Raw genomic sequence first — 18471 nt, 5'->3', positions numbered from 1 at the left:
TAATTATACGGGGAGTCAGCGAATGTCGCAAAAGGTGGTTGTCATTTATTCAGGTGGAATGGATTCATTTACAGTACTGAATAGAGCATTAGAGCAAGGTCATGAAGTATCGGCATTGTCCTTTAATTATGGTCAACGCCATGTGCGCGAGCTGGATGTGGCCGCTAAAGTTTGCGAAGCACTCAATATTCCTCATAAAATCGTTGATATAACCGCAATTAACACCTTGCTAGCGGGCAGTTCTTTAACTGACGACATTGAGATCCCTGAGGGGCATTACGAAGAATCCTCAATGAAGTCGACAGTCGTACCCAACCGCAATATGATTTTGTTGTCACTAGCGATCGGTTACGCCGTATCCGAGGGCGCAAGTGCCGTTTATTATGGCGCTCACTCGGGTGACCACGCAATTTATCCCGATTGTCGCCCCGAATTTGTACGCCAAATGAACGTGGTCAGTCAGTTGGCAAACTACGAACCTGTAGAAGTGGTTGCGCCGTACCTTGATGTTGATAAAAATGCCATTCTCGCTGACGGCTTGCGTATGGACCTGAACTACGCAGATACGTGGACCTGCTACAACGGACGTGATAAAGCCTGTGGTAAATGCGGTGCCTGTGTCGAGCGGTTAGAGGCCTTTGCCGCCAATGGCGTCACCGACCCCCTTCCCTACGAAGCTTAATTAACCGCTGATACGCTCGAGCCAGCGTTGCACTTCCTGCCAACGGTTCGAGCGTTGTAGCTCATCCATACGCTCGTAATTAGCAGCGCCCAACATCGCTTGTAAGCGCTGACGACTGCGAGCCGACGTATCAGGTAACGGCTGTTGCAGTAGTTCAAAGGCCGCATCGCGATCATTACATACCAGTACCATGTCGCAACCCGCTTGCAGTGCTGCCAAAGCGCGCTGACGCATATCGCCGACCACTGTCGCTCCTTGCATCGACAAATCATCGCTAAAAATCAGCCCGTTAAAGCCCAGTTGTTCGCGCAGTATGGTTTGTAACCAATAATGAGAGAATCCCGCTGGCTGCGGATCGACCTGCTCGTAAATCACATGCGCAGGCATCATGCCGGCAAGTCGATCGGCCAACATATCAAAAACAGGGAGATCGGTATTAAAAATGGCTTCTTTTGAGCGGCTGTCAACCGGCACTGCAAAGTGCGAATCCGCTGCTACCGAGCCGTGTCCAGGAAAATGCTTACCTGTTGCACCCATACCTGCTTCATGCATGCCCTCAATAAATGCTTGCGCGATATGCGCGACCTGCTGAACGTCGCTTGCAAAAGCACGGTCACCAATCACTTCGCTGCATCCATTAATGTCTAATACCGGTGCAAAACTAATATCAATACCGACGGCTCTTACTTCGCGTGCCATAAGCCAACCCAAATCTTGTGCTGCAGCTAGCTGTTCATCGTGCGGCAGCTCAGCGATACGAGCCATTGCGGGGATAGCACTGAAACCATCGCGAAACCGTTGTACTCGCCCGCCCTCATGGTCAACAGCAACTAACAAGGGAGTTTCAGACGCGGCGCGAGCAGCCGCCACGAGGCTTTCTACTTGTTCGATACTGACAAAGTTGCGGGTGAACAATATCAGTCCGTTAACATCCGGATGCGCTAATAATTGCTTATCTTCGGCGGTTAACTCAGTACCCGCGATATCGATCATTACCTGTGCCATGTCATTGTCTCATGTGTTCGTGTTGATAACCGTTAGTTTGCCAGAGGTGACCGAATTGTACAGCTTGACCCCTGTAAAAAATAAGCATGTAATAAGATCATTAACACGTCGTTAACAAGAGTGGCCAAAATGAAACCTCTACGTTCAGTCTTATCATGCTCGTTGTGCGCTGCGCTTATCGCTTGTGGCGGTTCTTCGTCCGATAACAGCAATACCACAGGTGGAGGAAATAACTTCGCCAGTTGCTCGTTCGCGGATCAAAACCAACGCTTCTTCGAGTACATGCAGGAAGATTATTTTTGGAACGACAGCCTACCGCAAACCATTGAACCTGAGGCCTATGACGATGTTTATCAACTACTTGAGGAATTGCGTGCCCCCGAAGATCGATACAGTTATATTTTGACGCAAGATGAATATGACGCCCTGTTTGTCTCAGCTGAATACGCAGGCTTTGGTTTTTCTCAGCAACAGATTAGTGCTGAACGTGTGAAACTACGTTTCGTCTACCAAGACTCACCCGCATGGGACGCTGGCATGCGCCGTGCAGACGAAATTATTGCGATCGATGGCGTTCCCGTTTCACAACTCCTCGCGAATGGGACCTACAACGATGCATTGGGACCTGCTGAGTCAGGCATCACAAGGGATATTACCTGGCGAACTCCGACCGGGGACGAGCAAAGCGCGACTATTACCAAGGATGAAGTGGCAACGAACACAGTAATGGGTCAAACGATTTGGCAGCTTGATGGTCAAAGTGTGGGTTATTTTACCCTTGATGCGTTTATCAATCGGACAGGTAACGACCTCAATCAAGTATTCAATGAACTGGATGCCAACAACATCGACCGTTTAGTGATTGATCTGCGATACAACGGCGGAGGGTTAATTCGTTATGCTAACCAACTTGCCACCCAGACCGCAGGTACGCAAGTACAGGGCAAAACCTTCATTCAATATCGCTTCAATGATAATAACGCGGCGCAAAATGAGACGGTGCCCTTTAGTTTGGTTGATGGCATCCGTCAGCTCGATCTGGATCAAGTCATTGTACTCACCACAGGGGCGAGTTGCTCGTCCTCTGAGTTGGTAATTAACTCATTACGGCCGCACGTTGATGTGATCACGATCGGTGAAACCAGTTGTGGTAAACCTGTGGGTCAACAACCACAAGAGTTATGCGATAAGGTCACCTTCGCTATTAATTTTGAAACCGTGAACTCGGAGGGACAAGGTCAGTACTATGATGGTCTATCGCCTGACTGCCCAGTAAATGATGCAATTGTCGCCGATTGGGGCGAGTTTGCCGATCCGCTAACCGGTGCTGCTCGCGATTTCATTGTTAACGGTCAGTGTCCAGTGAGTACCGCAGCTATGGAGCACGTATCAACACCCGCTTACAAAAACGCGCCTATCTTTACCATGAAAGATAAGCGCGCCACATTACAGTAAATACCACGTCCAGAGCCGTGCGTTAATCACGCACGGCTTGTTTGCGTAAATCACCCTTCGTGGTATAGAACTGATTGTTTTCGATAATACCGGGGGCAAAGCTATCGACACCAATCGCTGTCATTCGAAGTTTTTCGGTATGAGCCAGCTTATCGGCTTCTTCTGCACTGATAATATTAAGCTCTTTCGCCTTATCGGCTAACGCCTGACCATTCAAGTTACCCGATAGCTCACCGCGTTTTTCGGCCTTACGAAGCTTCTTATAGACGTCTTTCATATCCAACATCGCTAAGAATGCTTTCTCCATATGACCTGTCATATCGTTCTCATCATCTTTCCAATAGCATAAGAACGTGTGACGATCGCGAGTGATACCCGGCTTCATCATGTCAGTACTAATGTCTTGTAATAACTCATCCGACGGCTGTGCAAAGTGATTACCCAATGGGAATACCATTGCGCGCATGAGTACCGCCACTGAACGTTTCGGGAAGTTGCGGAAGAATCCATCAAATGCATAACCAATCTTATGTAGGTGGCTCTGCACTGCATAATGCACATAAGGTAAGTCAGCCGCTTGTCGTCCTTCGTCCTCGAAACGCTTCAGCACCGCTGACGCCATATACAAGTGACTCAAAACATCACCTAAACGCGCAGAGATCATTTCTTTACGTTTTAAGTCACCACCCAGCATTAGCATCGACACGTCCGCTGCCATGGCTAAGCCACGACTAAAGCGCGTTAAGTGCTGATAATAACGACCCGTTTCACCACTGACCGGCGTTTCATTAAAGCGCGAACTTGTTAAACCCATCCAAAGGCTGCTGAACACATTACTAACGGCAAAGCCAACATGTTTCATCAGCAGGCCATCGAATGCCATTAAACCTTGCTCTTCATCTGGGTTCGAAGCGGCTTTCATTTCTTCTAGGACATACGGGTGACAGCGTGTTGCACCCTGACCAAAAATCATCAGGTTACGGGTTAGAATGTTCGCGCCCTCGACCGTAATCGAGACCGGCGTCGCCATATAATTATGACCCAGGTAGTTGTGTGGACCTAGCTGAATCCCTTTACCTGCGTGAATATCCATCGCATGTTCGATGACCTCACGACCCATCTCAGTCATGTGGTACTTGGTCATAGCCGTAACAACCGAAGGTGATTTGCCCTGACATAACGCAGATACGGTGAGCCGGCGCATCGATTCTAAGGTATAGTTTGTTCCACCAATTTTACCCATAGCGCTCTGCACGCCTTCGAATACACCAATCGGTAAACCGAACTGTTGCCGCACATAAGCGTACGCACCTGTCATACGTTGTGTGACGTGACCTGAAGCTGCCGCCAATGCGGGCAATGAAATACCACGACCAGCAGATAGACACTCAACCAACATGCGCCAGCCTTTACCCGCATAATCCGCGCCGCCAATGATCCACTCTAAAGGAATGAAAACATCTTCACCGTAGGTGGTCCCATTTAAAAACGCTTGATTCAGCGGGAAGTGACGATCCCCAGTGACCACCCCCTTGTGTGATGTCGGGATCAAAGCGCAGGTAATACCCAGCTCTTTCTTATCACCTAATAAGTTTTCAGGGTCGTACAACTTAAATGCCAAACCCAGCACCGTTGCTGAGGGCGCCAGCGTGATATAACGTTTTGACCAATTTAGACGAATACCAACGACTTCTTTGCCCTCGTGTTCACCTTTACAAATAATGCCCTCATCGGGAATAGCACCTGCATCAGAGCCTGCTTCAGGACCCGTTAATGCAAAACATGGGATATCCGTACCGTCCGCTAAACGCGGAAGCCAATAGTTTTTCTGTTCATCCGTACCGTAATGCGTTAACAGCTCGCCTGGACCGAGAGAGTTCGGCACCATCACCGATACCGCAGCACTGATAGAGCGTGACGCGATACGCGAAACAATGTAAGAGTTAGCCGCTGGAGAGAAATCTAAACCACCATATTCCTTACCAATAATCATGGCAAAGAAATGCTCCTTGCGTAAAAAGTCCCAAACAGGTTTAGGTAAATCTCTATCTTGTTGAACGATTTTAAAATCATCCAACATATCCAATAACTCAGCCAACTGATTATCGACGAACGCTTGCTCTTCGCTGGTCAACTTCGGCTCAGGCGTTTCCAGTAGCTTCTGCCAATCTGGACGTCCACTGAACAACTCGCCGTCCCACCAGATGTCACCTGCCTCCATTGCCTCACGTTCAGTGTCTGACAACGGCGGAAGAATGCGTTTAAATAATTTGAACACCGGCTTAGTAATTAAGCTGCGACGAATATCACCCACTGCGAGTACAATGACCAACAGCACGATAATTAATATCAAGATTTCCATTCAACTCTCCAAACAATGGGAATTACAGTCAGTCTAGAACAACCTAGCAGAGCTGTCTGCCTTTAAGGACGTTCAAGTCCACCTGCTATAAATACGATCAAATGTTCAATGACGGTTTTAATATTCACTTCATAATTAAACTCAGCTCGGGCGATTTCAATCAGTGCCTGCCCAGATACCTGCGCAAACACAGTCGCACCAAGTACAAAGTGTAAGCGCCAAAACATTTCTTCATCAGAAAGCTTTGGGTTGGCTCGGTGTAACAGCGCCAAAAGGTGCTGTAACACATTGCCAAATGCCGATTGCGTATAGCGTCGTAAATGACCCTGAGTTTCTGAGTAAGCAAAACCGAGTAGCCGAAGAAAGCGCTCGGTGCCGCGTTTATGAATACCGTTCAACGAAAATAATGGCAGCTTGAAGGCTTCAAACACCTGCAATGTTGTTAGCGCTGATTCATCATCAAGACCACGTAACTCCTCATCCAGCGCAGGCATGAACACATCCATGTAGCGTGCTACCACAGCCTGAATGAGTGCTTTCTTAGAACCAAAGTGATAGTTGACGGATGCTAAATTAACATCCGCTTCTTGGGTAATTTGGCGTAAAGACGTTTGTTCAAACCCCTCTTTCGCAAACAATCGCTCGGCGGTATCGAGTATCCGCTTCTGTGTTGAGGGCTTGTTAGACGACGCCCGCACTGATGACGGGGCGTCGCTAGCATGACTTTTAAGATTAGACATGATTAGAAACACACATTTTAAACATGCGTTTAATTTAATCGATGTCGTTTCAGCGATCAAGTGTTCGCTGAAATATTATGGCAAGTTACCACATCGGCGAGTAATTTACAGGTACCCAGTCATAGGCATCGCCATCGCTTTTTACTTGGCCCACACCAGGAAATGGTAAATGCGCGCCCGCGACATAATAACCCTCTTTCTCTGCCTCAGCATAGGCTTTGATGCGTCGCTCTCGCGCCTCATCTTGATTACTATCAAACGCAATCGTCACTTGCGGTTGATCAAACTGCACTTCCGCGACGTGCATAATATCGCCCCAAAAGACTAAGGTTTGGTCACCTGCATCCAACCGATACATCGTATGTCCAGGAGTATGGCCGTAGGCTTCCACACTTTTAATATTCCCGGCGAGCGTTTCGCCCGCAACAAAAGGTTTAAACTGACCCGCTTCTGCGTAAGCATCCAAGGCTTTCATCGCAGCTTTAAAACCACCCTGTTGTGCTTCAGGCACTTGTTGCATTTGTTGCTTTGATAGCCAGTAGTCCGCGTCGTGTTTATCCGCGCGAACGGTCGCATTTTTAAACACGCGTTCTCCATCATCGATCAGCCCGCCGATATGGTCTGAGTGCATGTGAGTAATATACACCTCATCGATTTGATCGGTACTGTAGCCTGCTGCCTCGATGTTACGGACGAGATTACCTAAAGATGCGCCGAACATTGAGCCCGCACCGGTATCTATCAAAATGAGAGACTCACCGTCATTAATAAGGTAAGCATTGACCGAGGTTTCCAACGGTGACTGACGATAAAATTCGGCGAGTTTTTCACGCACCTTGTCCGCATCCATTTGTAACAGCTGATGCACCGGTAACTCTGTCGTACCATCAGATATAGCCGTTACCTCGACATCACCTAACATCATACGGTAATAGCCCGGCGCCGAAGTCTTTTGCTGAGGAGCGCTTGCAATCGCACTGAAACTCAAAGTGCTAGCCAACGTTAAGGTTAAAACTGAACGTTTAAACATGGTTTTTTATCCTCTATAGAATGAACTCAACCTAACCATACGTCTAGAAACAGCATTATGACCAATCCAACCATCAACCCGCCACTGGCTTTAGAATGCTCACCCTCGCGGTGAGTTTCAGGAATAATTTCATGGCTAATGACGTAAATCATCGCTCCGGCTGAAAGCAATAACCCCCAAGGCAACAGCCACTCCGTTAAGCCAACAAAAATCCCACCTAACAAACCACCTATTGGCTCAACTAACCCTGTCAAAGCACCAATTAAAAACGCCTTAAAGCGCGAATAGTTAAGGGCTAACAAGGCCAAAGAAACGGCCAACCCTTCTGGCACATTTTGTAAACCAATACCGGAGGCAATCGCTATTGTTGCGTCCCAGTCCTCGCCAGCAGCCGTTATACCGACCGCTAAGCCTTCTGGGATGTTGTGAATCGTGATCGCGATAATGAATAGCCACAAGCGACTTAGACGTGAGTTGACGGGGCCTTCAGTGCCTTTGATAAAATGCTCATGGGGTACGGTCTTATCAATAAGCGCAATGAGTAAAGCGCCAGCAAGGATACCCGTAACCGCCATTAACGGAGGAATGATCCCATCGCCATAGAGATTACTGGCAATCTCTAGCGCCGGCACAATCAAAGAGAAAAACGCTGCAGCCAACATCACGCCAGCAGCAAACCCAAGCAGAATATTGGTATGACGCTGACTCGGTTGCCAGCCAATAAGAACAACACTGGAACCTAGTGCTGTCATCAAGCCACTAGCACCGCTTACAAAAAAGGCAAGCAACCAAGGATCCATAAGTTAGTCCTACGTTTTGATAAAAAGGTATCAGTGTCGCCAGTAGTGGCGATGAAACAATATCAGCACGGTCATTATTTCTAGACGCCCGGCTAACATGGCAAACACCAGTAATAATTTAGCACCACTCTCTAAACTCGCGAAGCTACCCGAGGGACCGATTACTTCACCCAAACCGGGACCTACGTTACTTACGGCAGAAGCGGCACCCGAGATCGCCGTTAGGAAATCAAGATCAAACAAAGATAGTCCTAGCGCGATAAATGCAACGAGGAGAAAATACATAAAACAAAAGGCGACCATAGAACCCAGTAAGGCATCATTGACACGGCGATCTTGGTAACTTTGAACCCTAACTAAGTTCGGGTGTATTAGCTGACTAAACTGCTTTTTGAGTAGCAGTTGTGAGAGCTGAAAACGAAAGATCTTCATACCGCCAGCGGTAGAGCCCGTGCAACCACCGACAAACATCAAGTAGAAAAACACCATTAATGCCCAGTTTCCCCACTGTCCGTAATCTTCGCTTGCGTAGCCGGTCGTCGTTACGACCGATACCACGTTAAAGGCTGTATGAATTAATGCATCAAAGACATCTCGACCACGCGTACCGTGCACCAGTGTGATAAAGGTAATTGCGACGGCAAGAAAAATCAGAAAAGCACGTACTTGGGAATCTTGATACAGCGGACCAACATCCCCCTTCAGCGCACGAATATATAAAACAAAGGGCAAAGCACCGGCGACCATAAAGAGTGTTCCCGTTATCATCAAAAACGGGCTATCGGCAAAATGTCCGAACGAGGCATCATAATTGGAGAAGCCAGCCGTCGCAATTGTAGTCATGCCGTGCACAATCGCGTCAAAGGTGTGCATCCCGCCAAACCAATACAGCAACATCACCAGAAGCGTTAAAAGAATATAGACTCGCCCAATCGCAAATACCATATTGCTCGAACGAGGCATAAATTTACCGGAGATATCTGAGGATTCAGCTTGGAAAAGTCGCATACCACCGACTTGCAAAAACGGTAATATCGCCATCGCCATAACAATGATACCGATGCCGCCTAACCATTGCAGCATGCCACGCCAAAGCAGCACCGCGCGAGGGAGGTTATCAAGCCCAACAATCACCGTAGCCCCTGTCGTGGTGATGGCGGACATTGATTCGAACCAAGCATCTGCGAAGCTCAAGTAGGGTTGCGCGAAAATAAATGGCAGTGCCGAGAATAGGCTTGCAGATAACCAACAGAGTGATGTCAGCAAAAACACTTGTCTAGCTCGTAATTTGGCATCACCCGATTTTTGTAGAAACAACGCGGTACCGACTACCACACCGATAACAGCTAACGTGAGGTAGGTCCATTGTTCTTTTTCGCTGTTTGCGACGGCTACCGCAAACGGTAATAGCATTGCGATGGATAACAATGCTAACAAGCCGCCGACTGCTCGCGACAAAATTTTTGCCGCATCAACGCCAGTAAGTTTAGTTGGCGCCTGCATATGTGACGGCTTTAACATGGCAACGGTTTAGTTCGTAGTATCGAGGGGGGCAAATGATTTGACCAAGTCGTCAACTGCTTTCATTTGCTGCAAATAGGGTTCGAGTTTTGCCAATGGTAGCGCACAAGGACCGTCACACTTTGCTTCATCTGGGTTTGGGTGTGCCTCAATAAATAGTCCGGCTAATCCCAGCGCCATTCCCGAACGCGCTAACTCGGCAGCTTGCGCCCGACGACCGTCCGCCGAATCGAGCCGACCTCCAGGCCGCTGTAAAGCATGCGTCGCATCAAACACGACCGGTGCCATTGACTTCATGTCATCCATGCCCAGCATATCAACAATTAAATTATTATAGCCAAAGCAACTCCCCCGCTCGCATAACAAAATACGTTCGTTGCCTGCTTCATTGAACTTCTTGATGATATGTTTCATCTCATGCGGCGCTAAAAACTGCGGTTTTTTAACATTAACCACCGCGCCCGTTTTTGCCATAGCCATAACTAAGTCGGTTTGACGTGCCAAAAAGGCGGGTAGCTGAATAATGTCAGCGACTTCAGCTACCGGCGAGGCCTGATAAGGTTCGTGTACATCCGTGATAATGGGTACATTAAAAGCCTGTTTTACAGCTTCAAATATTTTTAAGCCTTCCTCTAATCCGGGCCCTCGAAACGAATGAATCGATGAGCGATTTGCTTTATCAAAAGATGCTTTAAAGACATAAGGGATACCTAATGCCTCGGTCACCTTCATAAAGTGCTCAGCGGTGCGGAGCGCGAGATCCTGAGATTCGAGTACATTGAGACCGCCAAATAAAACAAACGGACGCTGGTTATCAAACGTAATATTACCCATTTCAACGGATTGCATACTAACGCTCCTTAACTACCGACAACACGCAGGATTTGACCGGCTAAATAAGCCATATAAGTACCCAATGCATAACCCATCACGGCCAATAATACACCAACCGGAGCTAGCGAAGGATGAAAAGCGGATGCAACCACGGGCGCGGACGCAGCACCGCCAACATTGGCTTGACTTCCCACAGCCATGTAAAAGACAGGGGCTTTTATCAGCTTAGCAACAAGTAGCATCAAGCCTGCATGAATCATCATCCAAATAGCACCTATCAAGAAATATTTAGGGGCATCAACGATTGCGGTGACGTCCATATGTAAACCAATACTGGCGACTAGAATATAAACGAAAACTGAACCAATTTTAGAGGCGCCAGCCGCTTCAAGAGACCGGGCACGCGTGAACGATAATGCGATCCCGCCTGCTGTTGCTAATACGATGACCCAGAAAAACAAACTATCTAAGCTAAAACGACTTAAATACGGCGCATGCTCTCCGATGGCGGGTGCTATCCAATCGGCCAGTAAATGAGCCAAGCCCGCTACCCCAAAACCAACAGCTAAAATCAACATCAAGTCGCGTAAACTGGGATTACGCACGTGTTCAGCCTCGTATTTTTCAACTTTCGCGCGAATTGCGTCAATCGCCGAGGTATCCGCGCCCGTGCGCGCATCAATTTTCTTCGCGTTTGCCGCCATATAAAGCAGTACAGCCATCCAAAGGTTGGCAACAATGATATCGACTGTAACCATTGCAGAGAAGATGCCGCCGCCGACTTCGTAAACTTCTTTCATCGCCGCTTGGTTTGCACCACCACCTATCCAACTACCTGCAATCGTAGTCATGCCGCGCCAAACCGCATCCGGTCCTGCACCACCCAGTAGTTCTGGGAAGACTAAGGAGACCAACAGCAACGCTATGGGCCCCCCTATAACAATACCCAACGTACCTGTTAAAAATAGAATAAGCGCTTTTGATCCCAAACCTACAACCGCTTTCAGATCTAAGCTCAGAGTCAATAGCACCATACACGCAGGTAAGAGATAATCCATGGTGATATCTGTCACAGCAGTGGCATTGCCATCGACAATATTAAATGTGTTCAGCAGTGATGGAATGAAATAACACAGCAACAATGCTGGAACGTATTTATAAAACTTTTCAAACGCAGGATGTTTGCTCGAGTGGGTATAAAAAACCAACCCTAAAATGGCTAATAGCAAGCCAATAATCACACCATCATTGGTGATCAAAGCGGTCGTCTCTGCAACCTTAGGTGCAGCTGCCAGCATCTGGATACTCCTTAATTTTAATCATTCTTATTAAACTGTTTTTATCAATGAACAATATGCGACGGTCCAGCATAATTTTCCAATTGTAACTTTAACAACTGAGCGCTGGGGTCATCAGGACATTGCTCAACGAAAAATTGATAGTCGTCTGCTGCAATATGCTGACAACCTAATTCTTCGTACAAATAACCACGATCTCGAATCTCATAGGGATCGTTGGGCCGTAAAACGAGCAACATCTCAATACAACGCAACGCTTTCTCGAAGCGAGCCTCAGCCATGAAGCATTGTTTTAATTCAGTCAGATACGCTTCGATAAGCGCTGACTGCGGTGTTGCTTCTGCCCACTCCCAACAGAATTCAGCATCTCCGTCCATCAGGTGATCGAACCGATGAACAATATCTTCGTAGCGCACTGACTCGCCCGTATGAGGATCAAAAAAGTACGCTTGGTTGTGCGCTTCATATTTAAGTAGCGGATAACCGGGAAAGTCAATCAGTTGAACATGCAAGCCATGACGGTGCGCCGCTGCGTGTAATAACATTGCTAACACCAAGGGCACACCCGTGCGTTGCATACACACATCATGGATTAAAATTCGATGGGATTTAACCCATGATTCAGGCGCATCGCTGTAACCCAATTGGCGATAAAAATGACGTCCCAACTGAGCCATTTTATCTGCCGCGGAGGCGTCTTCCTCGAAACCTCCAAAGTTGTCCACTTGTTGCCAAAATTCATCAATATCGGCTACCTTTCGATAGCCAAGTTGACGACTGATTTCCCAAATAATATCAATTGTTGGTAGCCATTCTTGTTCACTGGACTCAAGAAAAGAATACGACATGGTCACCTAAGTAAAATTGAGTGTGTGAATGCGTTTTGCGTATTTTACGCAAACAGTACGGGCATTTTTGAATAAGCGACATGGAAAAGAAACAATAACCAAGCCACAGCACCTAAAAATCCAACCCAACGCCAAGCAGCACTCGACGCCTTAAAAGCAATTAGACCAAAAATAATGTAGCCGACAAGGCCAATAATTTTATTAGACAGCCATGCTGCGCCAATAGGCGCCCCACCAACGATAATAATCATCGCGATGGCACTTAACAGAAGAAAAGTATCGTTCACATGCGGCACAATTTTCACCCACTTCTTCTGTAACTGTTGAGGGGACTTCAACACCCAGAAAAAACGCAGCATAAATAAAGCCACGGAAATCACGACAAATAGCACGTGCAAATGTTTAAATGCGATATACAAAATTAATTCTCCTTGCCGTCAAAAAAATGCACAGTAGACGCGCTAATCATGACTACGCCAGGACACCGCTTAGGTGTTTAATGACGTTATCTAAAAAGTCGGGAGAGTAATAACGCCCGCGTTCGTCTTGCAAACGCGTAATCATATCACTTTCTGCCAATCCCTGCGCGCGCCAATCGGCGATTTGTTCCGATACCAAGATGACTTGAGTCGGTTGAGCAATCGAGCTTCCCTTTTTGCCATCCGGTAAACCTAATCCATCCCAACGCTCCAATCGATCCATTAACGCCGTAAAAGCAAATTGTGTTGCTTGTTCTTGACCATTTTTCAGTCCTCGCAGTGACGTCGCAATTCGTTGTTGGCAACTGGTTTCGTGAGCGGCTGCGTTAGGCTCAATACACGACAACAAAGGTTTAGCGCGTGTATATAGCGTCAACGCACAACTTATATTGATGGCGGTGGTCTCATCGAATAACGTAGTGCCGATGCGATAAGCAATAGCCTCAGACCCGCCAACGGTGCTGCTATCAAAGTGCACTGCTTGCAGGCGCACTAGTTGGTCAGCAATGCCCGCCATAAGAACGTCTGTATCTTCGATACACACGACATTGTCTTGCGCTTTCTGCACGTTTTCAGCAAATAGCTTTAAGACATGATGATCATCATCGGTGAGCGCACGCGACATACCACCGATAAACAACACAGAGCCTTGAGGACGACAATGGCTCCGACAATACATCAGTACAAAATCATCTCCATAATAATGGCTATTATCACGGATGACGTTATCGAGCTCGGAGAGCGCCTTGCCCGGTAATACAGCACGCAAAGTTTGCCCCATCGCAACGTCGCTATCCTCGCCATTGGCGGCAACAACACGGTAAGCACGGCCATCGTCGGTCGCCGTTGCATACAACGTTTGCCTGGCTCCGCCGATCACCCAACTGAGCTGCTGGACAATACCGTCAACAAACTGTTGCATAGGTTGCAATGTATATAAGTTGGCCGATGCTTCAATGATTTTCTCGAGGCCCTGACGGCTTTGATCGACCGACATGATATCGCGGTACGAACGTAACGACGACATCACCGCAGTAAACAGTTTCTGCGCAGTAAGCTCAGTTTTAGATTTGTAGTCGTTGATATCATAATTGACAATCACTGTACGCTCGGGCGCTTGCCCTGGCTGACCTGTGCGAAGAATAATCCGAGTGTAGTGGTTATCCGCTTCTTCACGAATATAACGAGCGACTTTCAAGCCCGCATCGTCAGATTCCATCACCACGTCGAGTAATAGAATGGCAGCATCAGGATGTTGATCCACCAATTGACGCGCTTCTTCACCCGAAAAAGCACTGAAAAAATCAAGACCTCGACCGAGGAACTCAAAATCGCTTAATGCCAATTTTGTCACCGCATGAACCTCGGGTTCATCATCAACAATAAGCACCTTCCATGTGTCTTTTAGGAGTGCAGGTTGCGAGTGTTGCGGCTCATCAGCAAACATGAACTGATTGCTCATAATGGTCTCTCTCTTATTTCACTTTCTGTCCGCCAGTGATTCGTTCGACATTACCATAATCTCGCCATATGTTAACGTTTTTATAACCGAATTCACGTAATAAAGTTATAACCGCTTGCGCTTGCTGCCAACCATGTTCCATTAGCAACCAACCGTTCGGTTTCAGGTACGCGTGACCTTGTTCTGCGATGTGATGAAGATCAGCGATCCCAGCGCGTTCCGCGACAAGTGCCGAACGGGGCTCAAAACGCACATCACCTTGAGCTAAGTGCGCATCATCCTCAGCAATGTAGGGAGGATTACTAACGATTAGATCGTAAACGCTTCGATCTGCCAAACTGTCGAACCAATGACTGTGCAAAACTTCAACAGCAAGCCCAAGACGTCGCGCATTACGTTGAGCAAGCGACACTGCCGATGCTGACCAATCGACTGCGGTCACCTGCCAATCTGGACGCTCGCTTTTCAGCGCCAGTGCGATCGCGCCCGTTCCAGTACCTAAATCTAAAACCCGTGCATCTGCCGGTAAGGATAGTGACAGTGCTGTTTCTACAAGGCATTCGGTATCCGGTCGGGGGATCAGTGTGCTTTTGTCTACCGCAAGAGAGAGTGACCAAAATTCTCGCTCACCAACAATATAAGCAACGGGTTCACCTCGGCAACGTCGCGCAACCCAGTTTTGCAATTGTTGAAATTGTGCATCCGTTAAACGACGTTCCGGCCACGTCATGAAATAGCTCAATGGCTTATCGAGGAGGTAAGATAACAATACGCGGCTGTCAACCTGAGCATCGGCTGAGTCTGAATCCGTTGCAAGCTGTTGACGCGCCCACTTGAGCGCGTCTTCGATACTTAAGTTCATTAATTATCTTGCGACAATGCAGCGAGCTGGTCAGCTTGATGTTCAGTGATAATCGGGTCCAACAATAGGTCAAGCCCGCCCTCAAGTACCTCATCTAAGCGATATAGAGTGAGGTTTATACGATGATCTGTGACGCGGCTTTGTGGGTAATTGTAGGTACGGATACGTTCTGAACGATCACCGCTTCCCACCAAGCTGCGTCGGGTACTGGCTTCTTCTTGCGCGCGCTTCTCATCTTCCATGCGCTGTAATCGTGATTGCAGTACCGACATCGCCTTGGCACGGTTTTTGTGCTGTGAGCGCTCTTCCTGACACTCAACGACCACCCCCGACGGCAAGTGAGTAATACGAATCGCAGAGTCCGTTCGGTTAACGTGTTGTCCACCTGCGCCCGACGCTCGAAAGGTGTCAACGCGCAAGTCAGCTGGATTTATTTCAATGGCTTCTGCCTCTGGAATTTCGGGCAACACCGCCACCGTACATGCCGACGTATGAATCCGCCCTTGAGATTCCGTTTCAGGTACGCGTTGAACACGATGCCCACCGGATTCAAATTTCATACGACCATAGACACCATCGCCACTTAACTGCGCAATCACTTCCTTATAACCGCCATGTTCGCCTTCGTTAGCACTGACAGTACTTACGCGCCATCCGTGTTGTTCAGCATAACGGCTGTACATGCGGAACAAATCGCCGGCAAAAATCGCCGCTTCATCACCCCCTGCGCCCGCACGGATTTCTAGGTAACATGCGCGATCATCGTTTGGATCTTTAGGCAGCAGTAGTACTTGCAATGAGTTTTCTAGGCTTTCCACCCGCTGTTTAGCATCGGCAATCTCTTCATTTGCCATTTCACGCATTTCGGGATCATCGTCATCAGCCATTTCGTGTGCAGCGGTTAGATCAGATTGCGCCTGTCGATAAGAATTAAACGCACTGACTACTTCTTCTAACTGAGCGTATTCCTTTGATAATGAACGAAACTTATCCTGTTCTGAAATAATATCAGGTTCGCCCAGTAGTGCTTGCACTTCCTCATAACGCTCAATTAATCCCTCAAGCTTGCGCTCTATCGATGGATTCATGCTTAATTGGTTTCCTTATTCTGATTATCATCCTCAAGCCACAATCGCTGAAGCACTGACAAAGTCGTTTGGTCACCCTGCTCGCCCGCTTGTTTTAACAGCTGCGTGGGTCGGTGCGCGAGTTGTTGCGTTAGTTTGTGACTGAGAACTTGCATGACTTGCTCGGCTGGCTTGCCTTGTTGCAACATCGCCAACGCCTTTTCTAGCTGGAGCTGCGCAACTTTCTGTGTGTGTTGCCGATAGTCCCTAATTAACGTAACGCTATCTAGGGAGCGTAACCAATCTAAAAATTGGTTGGCTTCCCGAGCAATAATTTTGCGAGCTTGCTGCGCGGCTTGCTCGCGGTTCTTAATATTTTCGCTGATTATATTTTGTAAATCATCAACCGTATAGAGGTACGCGTCATCCAATTCATTCACTTGCTCCTCAATATCGCGAGGTACCGCCAAGTCGATGAGTAAAATGGGTTTATGGCGACGCTGCTTTAATGCTTTTTCAACACGCCCTTTACCAATAATCGGTAAAGTACTGGCGGTCGAGCTAACTACGATATCTGCATTCGGTAATAACTCACCTAACTGACTCAGACTGTGTGCCTCGGCGCCTACACGTTGAGCCAGTTCGGTGGCACGCTGCAAAGTGCGGTTGGCAACGTTTAAAGAGCTAACACCTTGCTGCACAAGATGTTGAGCAACCAGTTCAGACGTATCACCAGCGCCCACCAGAAGTACATTCGAATGTTTTAAATCACCGAAAATATGCTTAGCTAAACTAACAGCAGCAAAGGCGACAGACACCGCATTTTGACCAACTTCGGTTTCATTTCTAACCGCTTTAGCAACACGGAACGTATTTTGAAAAAGTCGCTCGAGAATACCACCCACCACATTAAAATGCTTCGCCTGCTGGTATGCTTGTTTCACTTGTCCTAGTATCTGCGGCTCTCCAAGCACCAATGAATCTAAACCGCTAGCGACACTCATCAAATGTGCAACCGCATCTTCTTGAATATGATAATAGTGATGTTGCTCAAGTTCACTCGGCGTGATGCCATGAAATTGTGACAACCAATGCAGCATCGGCTGATGTTCGGCATGACCATGACAATAAAGTTCAGTACGATTGCAGGTCGATACAATGATGGCTTCTTCAATTCCAGGTAACTGCTTAAGCTCAGTCAACGCCTGTTCTAATTGCACCGGACCAAAAGCTACGCGCTCTCGTAACTCGACAGGTGCTGTTCTATGGTTTATGCCTAAAATTGAAATGGTCATCGGGAGTCGCGGTTTACTCTAACAGAGGGTTGAAAACGCTGAGCGGATTGTACGTGATCGGAGGGATTATTGAAAGTCACAGACAATTCTGGTCAACTACGCAAAACGATATGTTCTATCCTCTTTAATTGATAAAGGCGAATTCCCCTGTGGTGTTAAAAATCTCTCGTTGGACATTGCTGACGCTATTATGCAGCCTCGTTTTAACAGCCTGCAGCATACCCGAACCACCGCAACAAAGTGTTGGTACTAATATTACCAATCAGCAAGTTCAAGCGCACCAAACACGCTTGCAACGAATAAATAGATGGCAGCTATCGGGTCGCTTTGCCTTGACAGAAATCAAATCAAACAGTAAAGACAGTGCTTATCTCAGTTGGCGTTCGTCGCCTCAACAGCAAGATATTGTGATTACACATCCCTTACGTGGGGAACTAGCCCATTTGAATATAAGCGCTCAGGTTGCAACGATAAAAGTCGATGGCGAACAGGTACAAAGCCGCTCAGCGCGAGACCTGCTTTATCAATACACTGGGATGCGGCTGCCGGTAGATGAGTTGCCCCATTGGCTCTTGGGTCGTCTCGACCCGAGATTTACGCAATTTCACTTTGATAAACAAGGTCGGCTCATTAATGCACATTACAAAACAAGTGCAGGTGATCATTGGCAACTCACATGGTTTTACCAACCTCAGCAGCTTTTACCTGAGCAAATACATGCCGAAACCGAC

At 47.6% G+C, this 18471-nt stretch carries 17 protein-coding genes; 3 read left to right on the top strand and 14 right to left on the bottom strand.

Going from position 1 to position 18471, the window contains the following annotated elements; genetic code table 11:
- Positions 1 to 22: 22 nt before the first annotated feature.
- On the top strand, positions 23 to 682 hold the full coding sequence (gene queC, locus OS145_RS05475; protein ID WP_006955228.1) for a 7-cyano-7-deazaguanine synthase QueC: 660 nt from the start codon (positions 23 to 25) through the stop codon (positions 680 to 682).
- On the opposite strand, the gene nagZ is transcribed toward queC, so the two are convergent.
- Entirely contained in the window at positions 683 to 1687 is a 1005-nt protein-coding gene (nagZ, locus tag OS145_RS05470) for a beta-N-acetylhexosaminidase (RefSeq protein ID WP_006955227.1), read from the bottom strand. It lies immediately after the preceding gene.
- A 129-nt stretch (positions 1688 to 1816) separates the two neighbouring features.
- On the opposite strand from nagZ, the gene OS145_RS05465 reads away from it, so the two are divergent.
- Positions 1817 to 3142 carry a S41 family peptidase gene (locus OS145_RS05465; RefSeq protein WP_006955226.1) on the top strand — a complete coding sequence of 442 codons (1326 nt, stop codon included), beginning with the start codon at positions 1817 to 1819 and terminating at the stop codon, positions 3140 to 3142.
- A 22-nt stretch (positions 3143 to 3164) separates the two neighbouring features.
- Here OS145_RS05465 and OS145_RS05460 read toward each other — a convergent pair whose 3' ends face one another.
- The 13 genes from OS145_RS05460 to hemA form a co-directional block, all read right to left on the bottom strand.
- Positions 3165 to 5504, bottom strand: coding sequence for an acyl-CoA dehydrogenase (locus tag OS145_RS05460; RefSeq protein ID WP_006955225.1), 2340 nt, complete (start codon positions 5502 to 5504; stop codon positions 3165 to 3167).
- 62 nt (positions 5505 to 5566) lie between these two features.
- Positions 5567 to 6244, bottom strand: coding sequence for a TetR/AcrR family transcriptional regulator (locus OS145_RS05455; protein WP_006955224.1), 678 nt, complete (start codon positions 6242 to 6244; stop codon positions 5567 to 5569).
- 85 nt (positions 6245 to 6329) lie between these two features.
- On the bottom strand, positions 6330 to 7274 hold the full coding sequence (locus tag OS145_RS05450; RefSeq protein WP_006955223.1) for an MBL fold metallo-hydrolase: 945 nt from the start codon (positions 7272 to 7274) through the stop codon (positions 6330 to 6332).
- A 26-nt stretch (positions 7275 to 7300) separates the two neighbouring features.
- Positions 7301 to 8074 (bottom strand): ZIP family metal transporter, encoded by a 774-nt coding sequence (locus tag OS145_RS05445; protein WP_006955222.1) that lies wholly within the window; start codon positions 8072 to 8074, stop codon positions 7301 to 7303.
- A gap of 30 nt (positions 8075 to 8104) precedes the next feature.
- On the bottom strand, positions 8105 to 9595 hold the full coding sequence (locus OS145_RS05440) for a TrkH family potassium uptake protein (RefSeq protein WP_242603652.1): 1491 nt from the start codon (positions 9593 to 9595) through the stop codon (positions 8105 to 8107).
- Between the two features lie 9 nt (positions 9596 to 9604).
- Positions 9605 to 10444 carry a 3-deoxy-8-phosphooctulonate synthase gene (kdsA, locus tag OS145_RS05435; protein ID WP_006955220.1) on the bottom strand — a complete coding sequence of 280 codons (840 nt, stop codon included), beginning with the start codon at positions 10442 to 10444 and terminating at the stop codon, positions 9605 to 9607.
- 11 nt (positions 10445 to 10455) lie between these two features.
- Entirely contained in the window at positions 10456 to 11727 is a 1272-nt protein-coding gene (locus OS145_RS05430) for a DUF819 family protein (RefSeq protein ID WP_006955219.1), read from the bottom strand.
- Between the two features lie 44 nt (positions 11728 to 11771).
- Entirely contained in the window at positions 11772 to 12575 is an 804-nt protein-coding gene (locus tag OS145_RS05425; RefSeq protein WP_006955218.1) for a SirB1 family protein, read from the bottom strand.
- Positions 12576 to 12619: 44 nt separating this feature from the next.
- Positions 12620 to 12994 (bottom strand): SirB2 family protein, encoded by a 375-nt coding sequence (locus OS145_RS05420; protein ID WP_006955217.1) that lies wholly within the window; start codon positions 12992 to 12994, stop codon positions 12620 to 12622.
- 52 nt (positions 12995 to 13046) lie between these two features.
- Positions 13047 to 14516 carry a DUF3369 domain-containing protein gene (locus tag OS145_RS05415; protein WP_006955216.1) on the bottom strand — a complete coding sequence of 490 codons (1470 nt, stop codon included), beginning with the start codon at positions 14514 to 14516 and terminating at the stop codon, positions 13047 to 13049.
- A gap of 13 nt (positions 14517 to 14529) precedes the next feature.
- On the bottom strand, positions 14530 to 15378 hold the full coding sequence (gene prmC / locus OS145_RS05410) for a peptide chain release factor N(5)-glutamine methyltransferase (protein WP_006955215.1): 849 nt from the start codon (positions 15376 to 15378) through the stop codon (positions 14530 to 14532).
- Positions 15378 to 16466: a peptide chain release factor 1 gene (gene prfA / locus OS145_RS05405; RefSeq protein WP_006955214.1), complete on the bottom strand. Its 1089-nt coding sequence runs from the start codon at positions 16464 to 16466 to the stop codon at positions 15378 to 15380. Before prfA ends, prmC begins: the two co-directional genes overlap by 1 nt.
- Positions 16467 to 16468: 2 nt before the next feature.
- Entirely contained in the window at positions 16469 to 17740 is a 1272-nt protein-coding gene (gene hemA / locus OS145_RS05400; protein WP_006955213.1) for a glutamyl-tRNA reductase, read from the bottom strand.
- Between the two features lie 149 nt (positions 17741 to 17889).
- Here hemA and lolB point away from each other — a divergent pair.
- Positions 17890 to 18471, top strand: a 582-nt coding sequence (gene lolB / locus OS145_RS05395) for a lipoprotein insertase outer membrane protein LolB (protein ID WP_006955212.1), incomplete at its 3' end; no start/stop codon positions are given.

The organism is Idiomarina baltica OS145, assembly GCF_000152885.1.
GTDB lineage: Bacteria > Pseudomonadota > Gammaproteobacteria > Enterobacterales > Alteromonadaceae > Idiomarina > Idiomarina baltica.
Note: the sequence above shows the minus strand (reverse complement) of the source record. Positions and strands in the feature narration are given on the sequence as shown.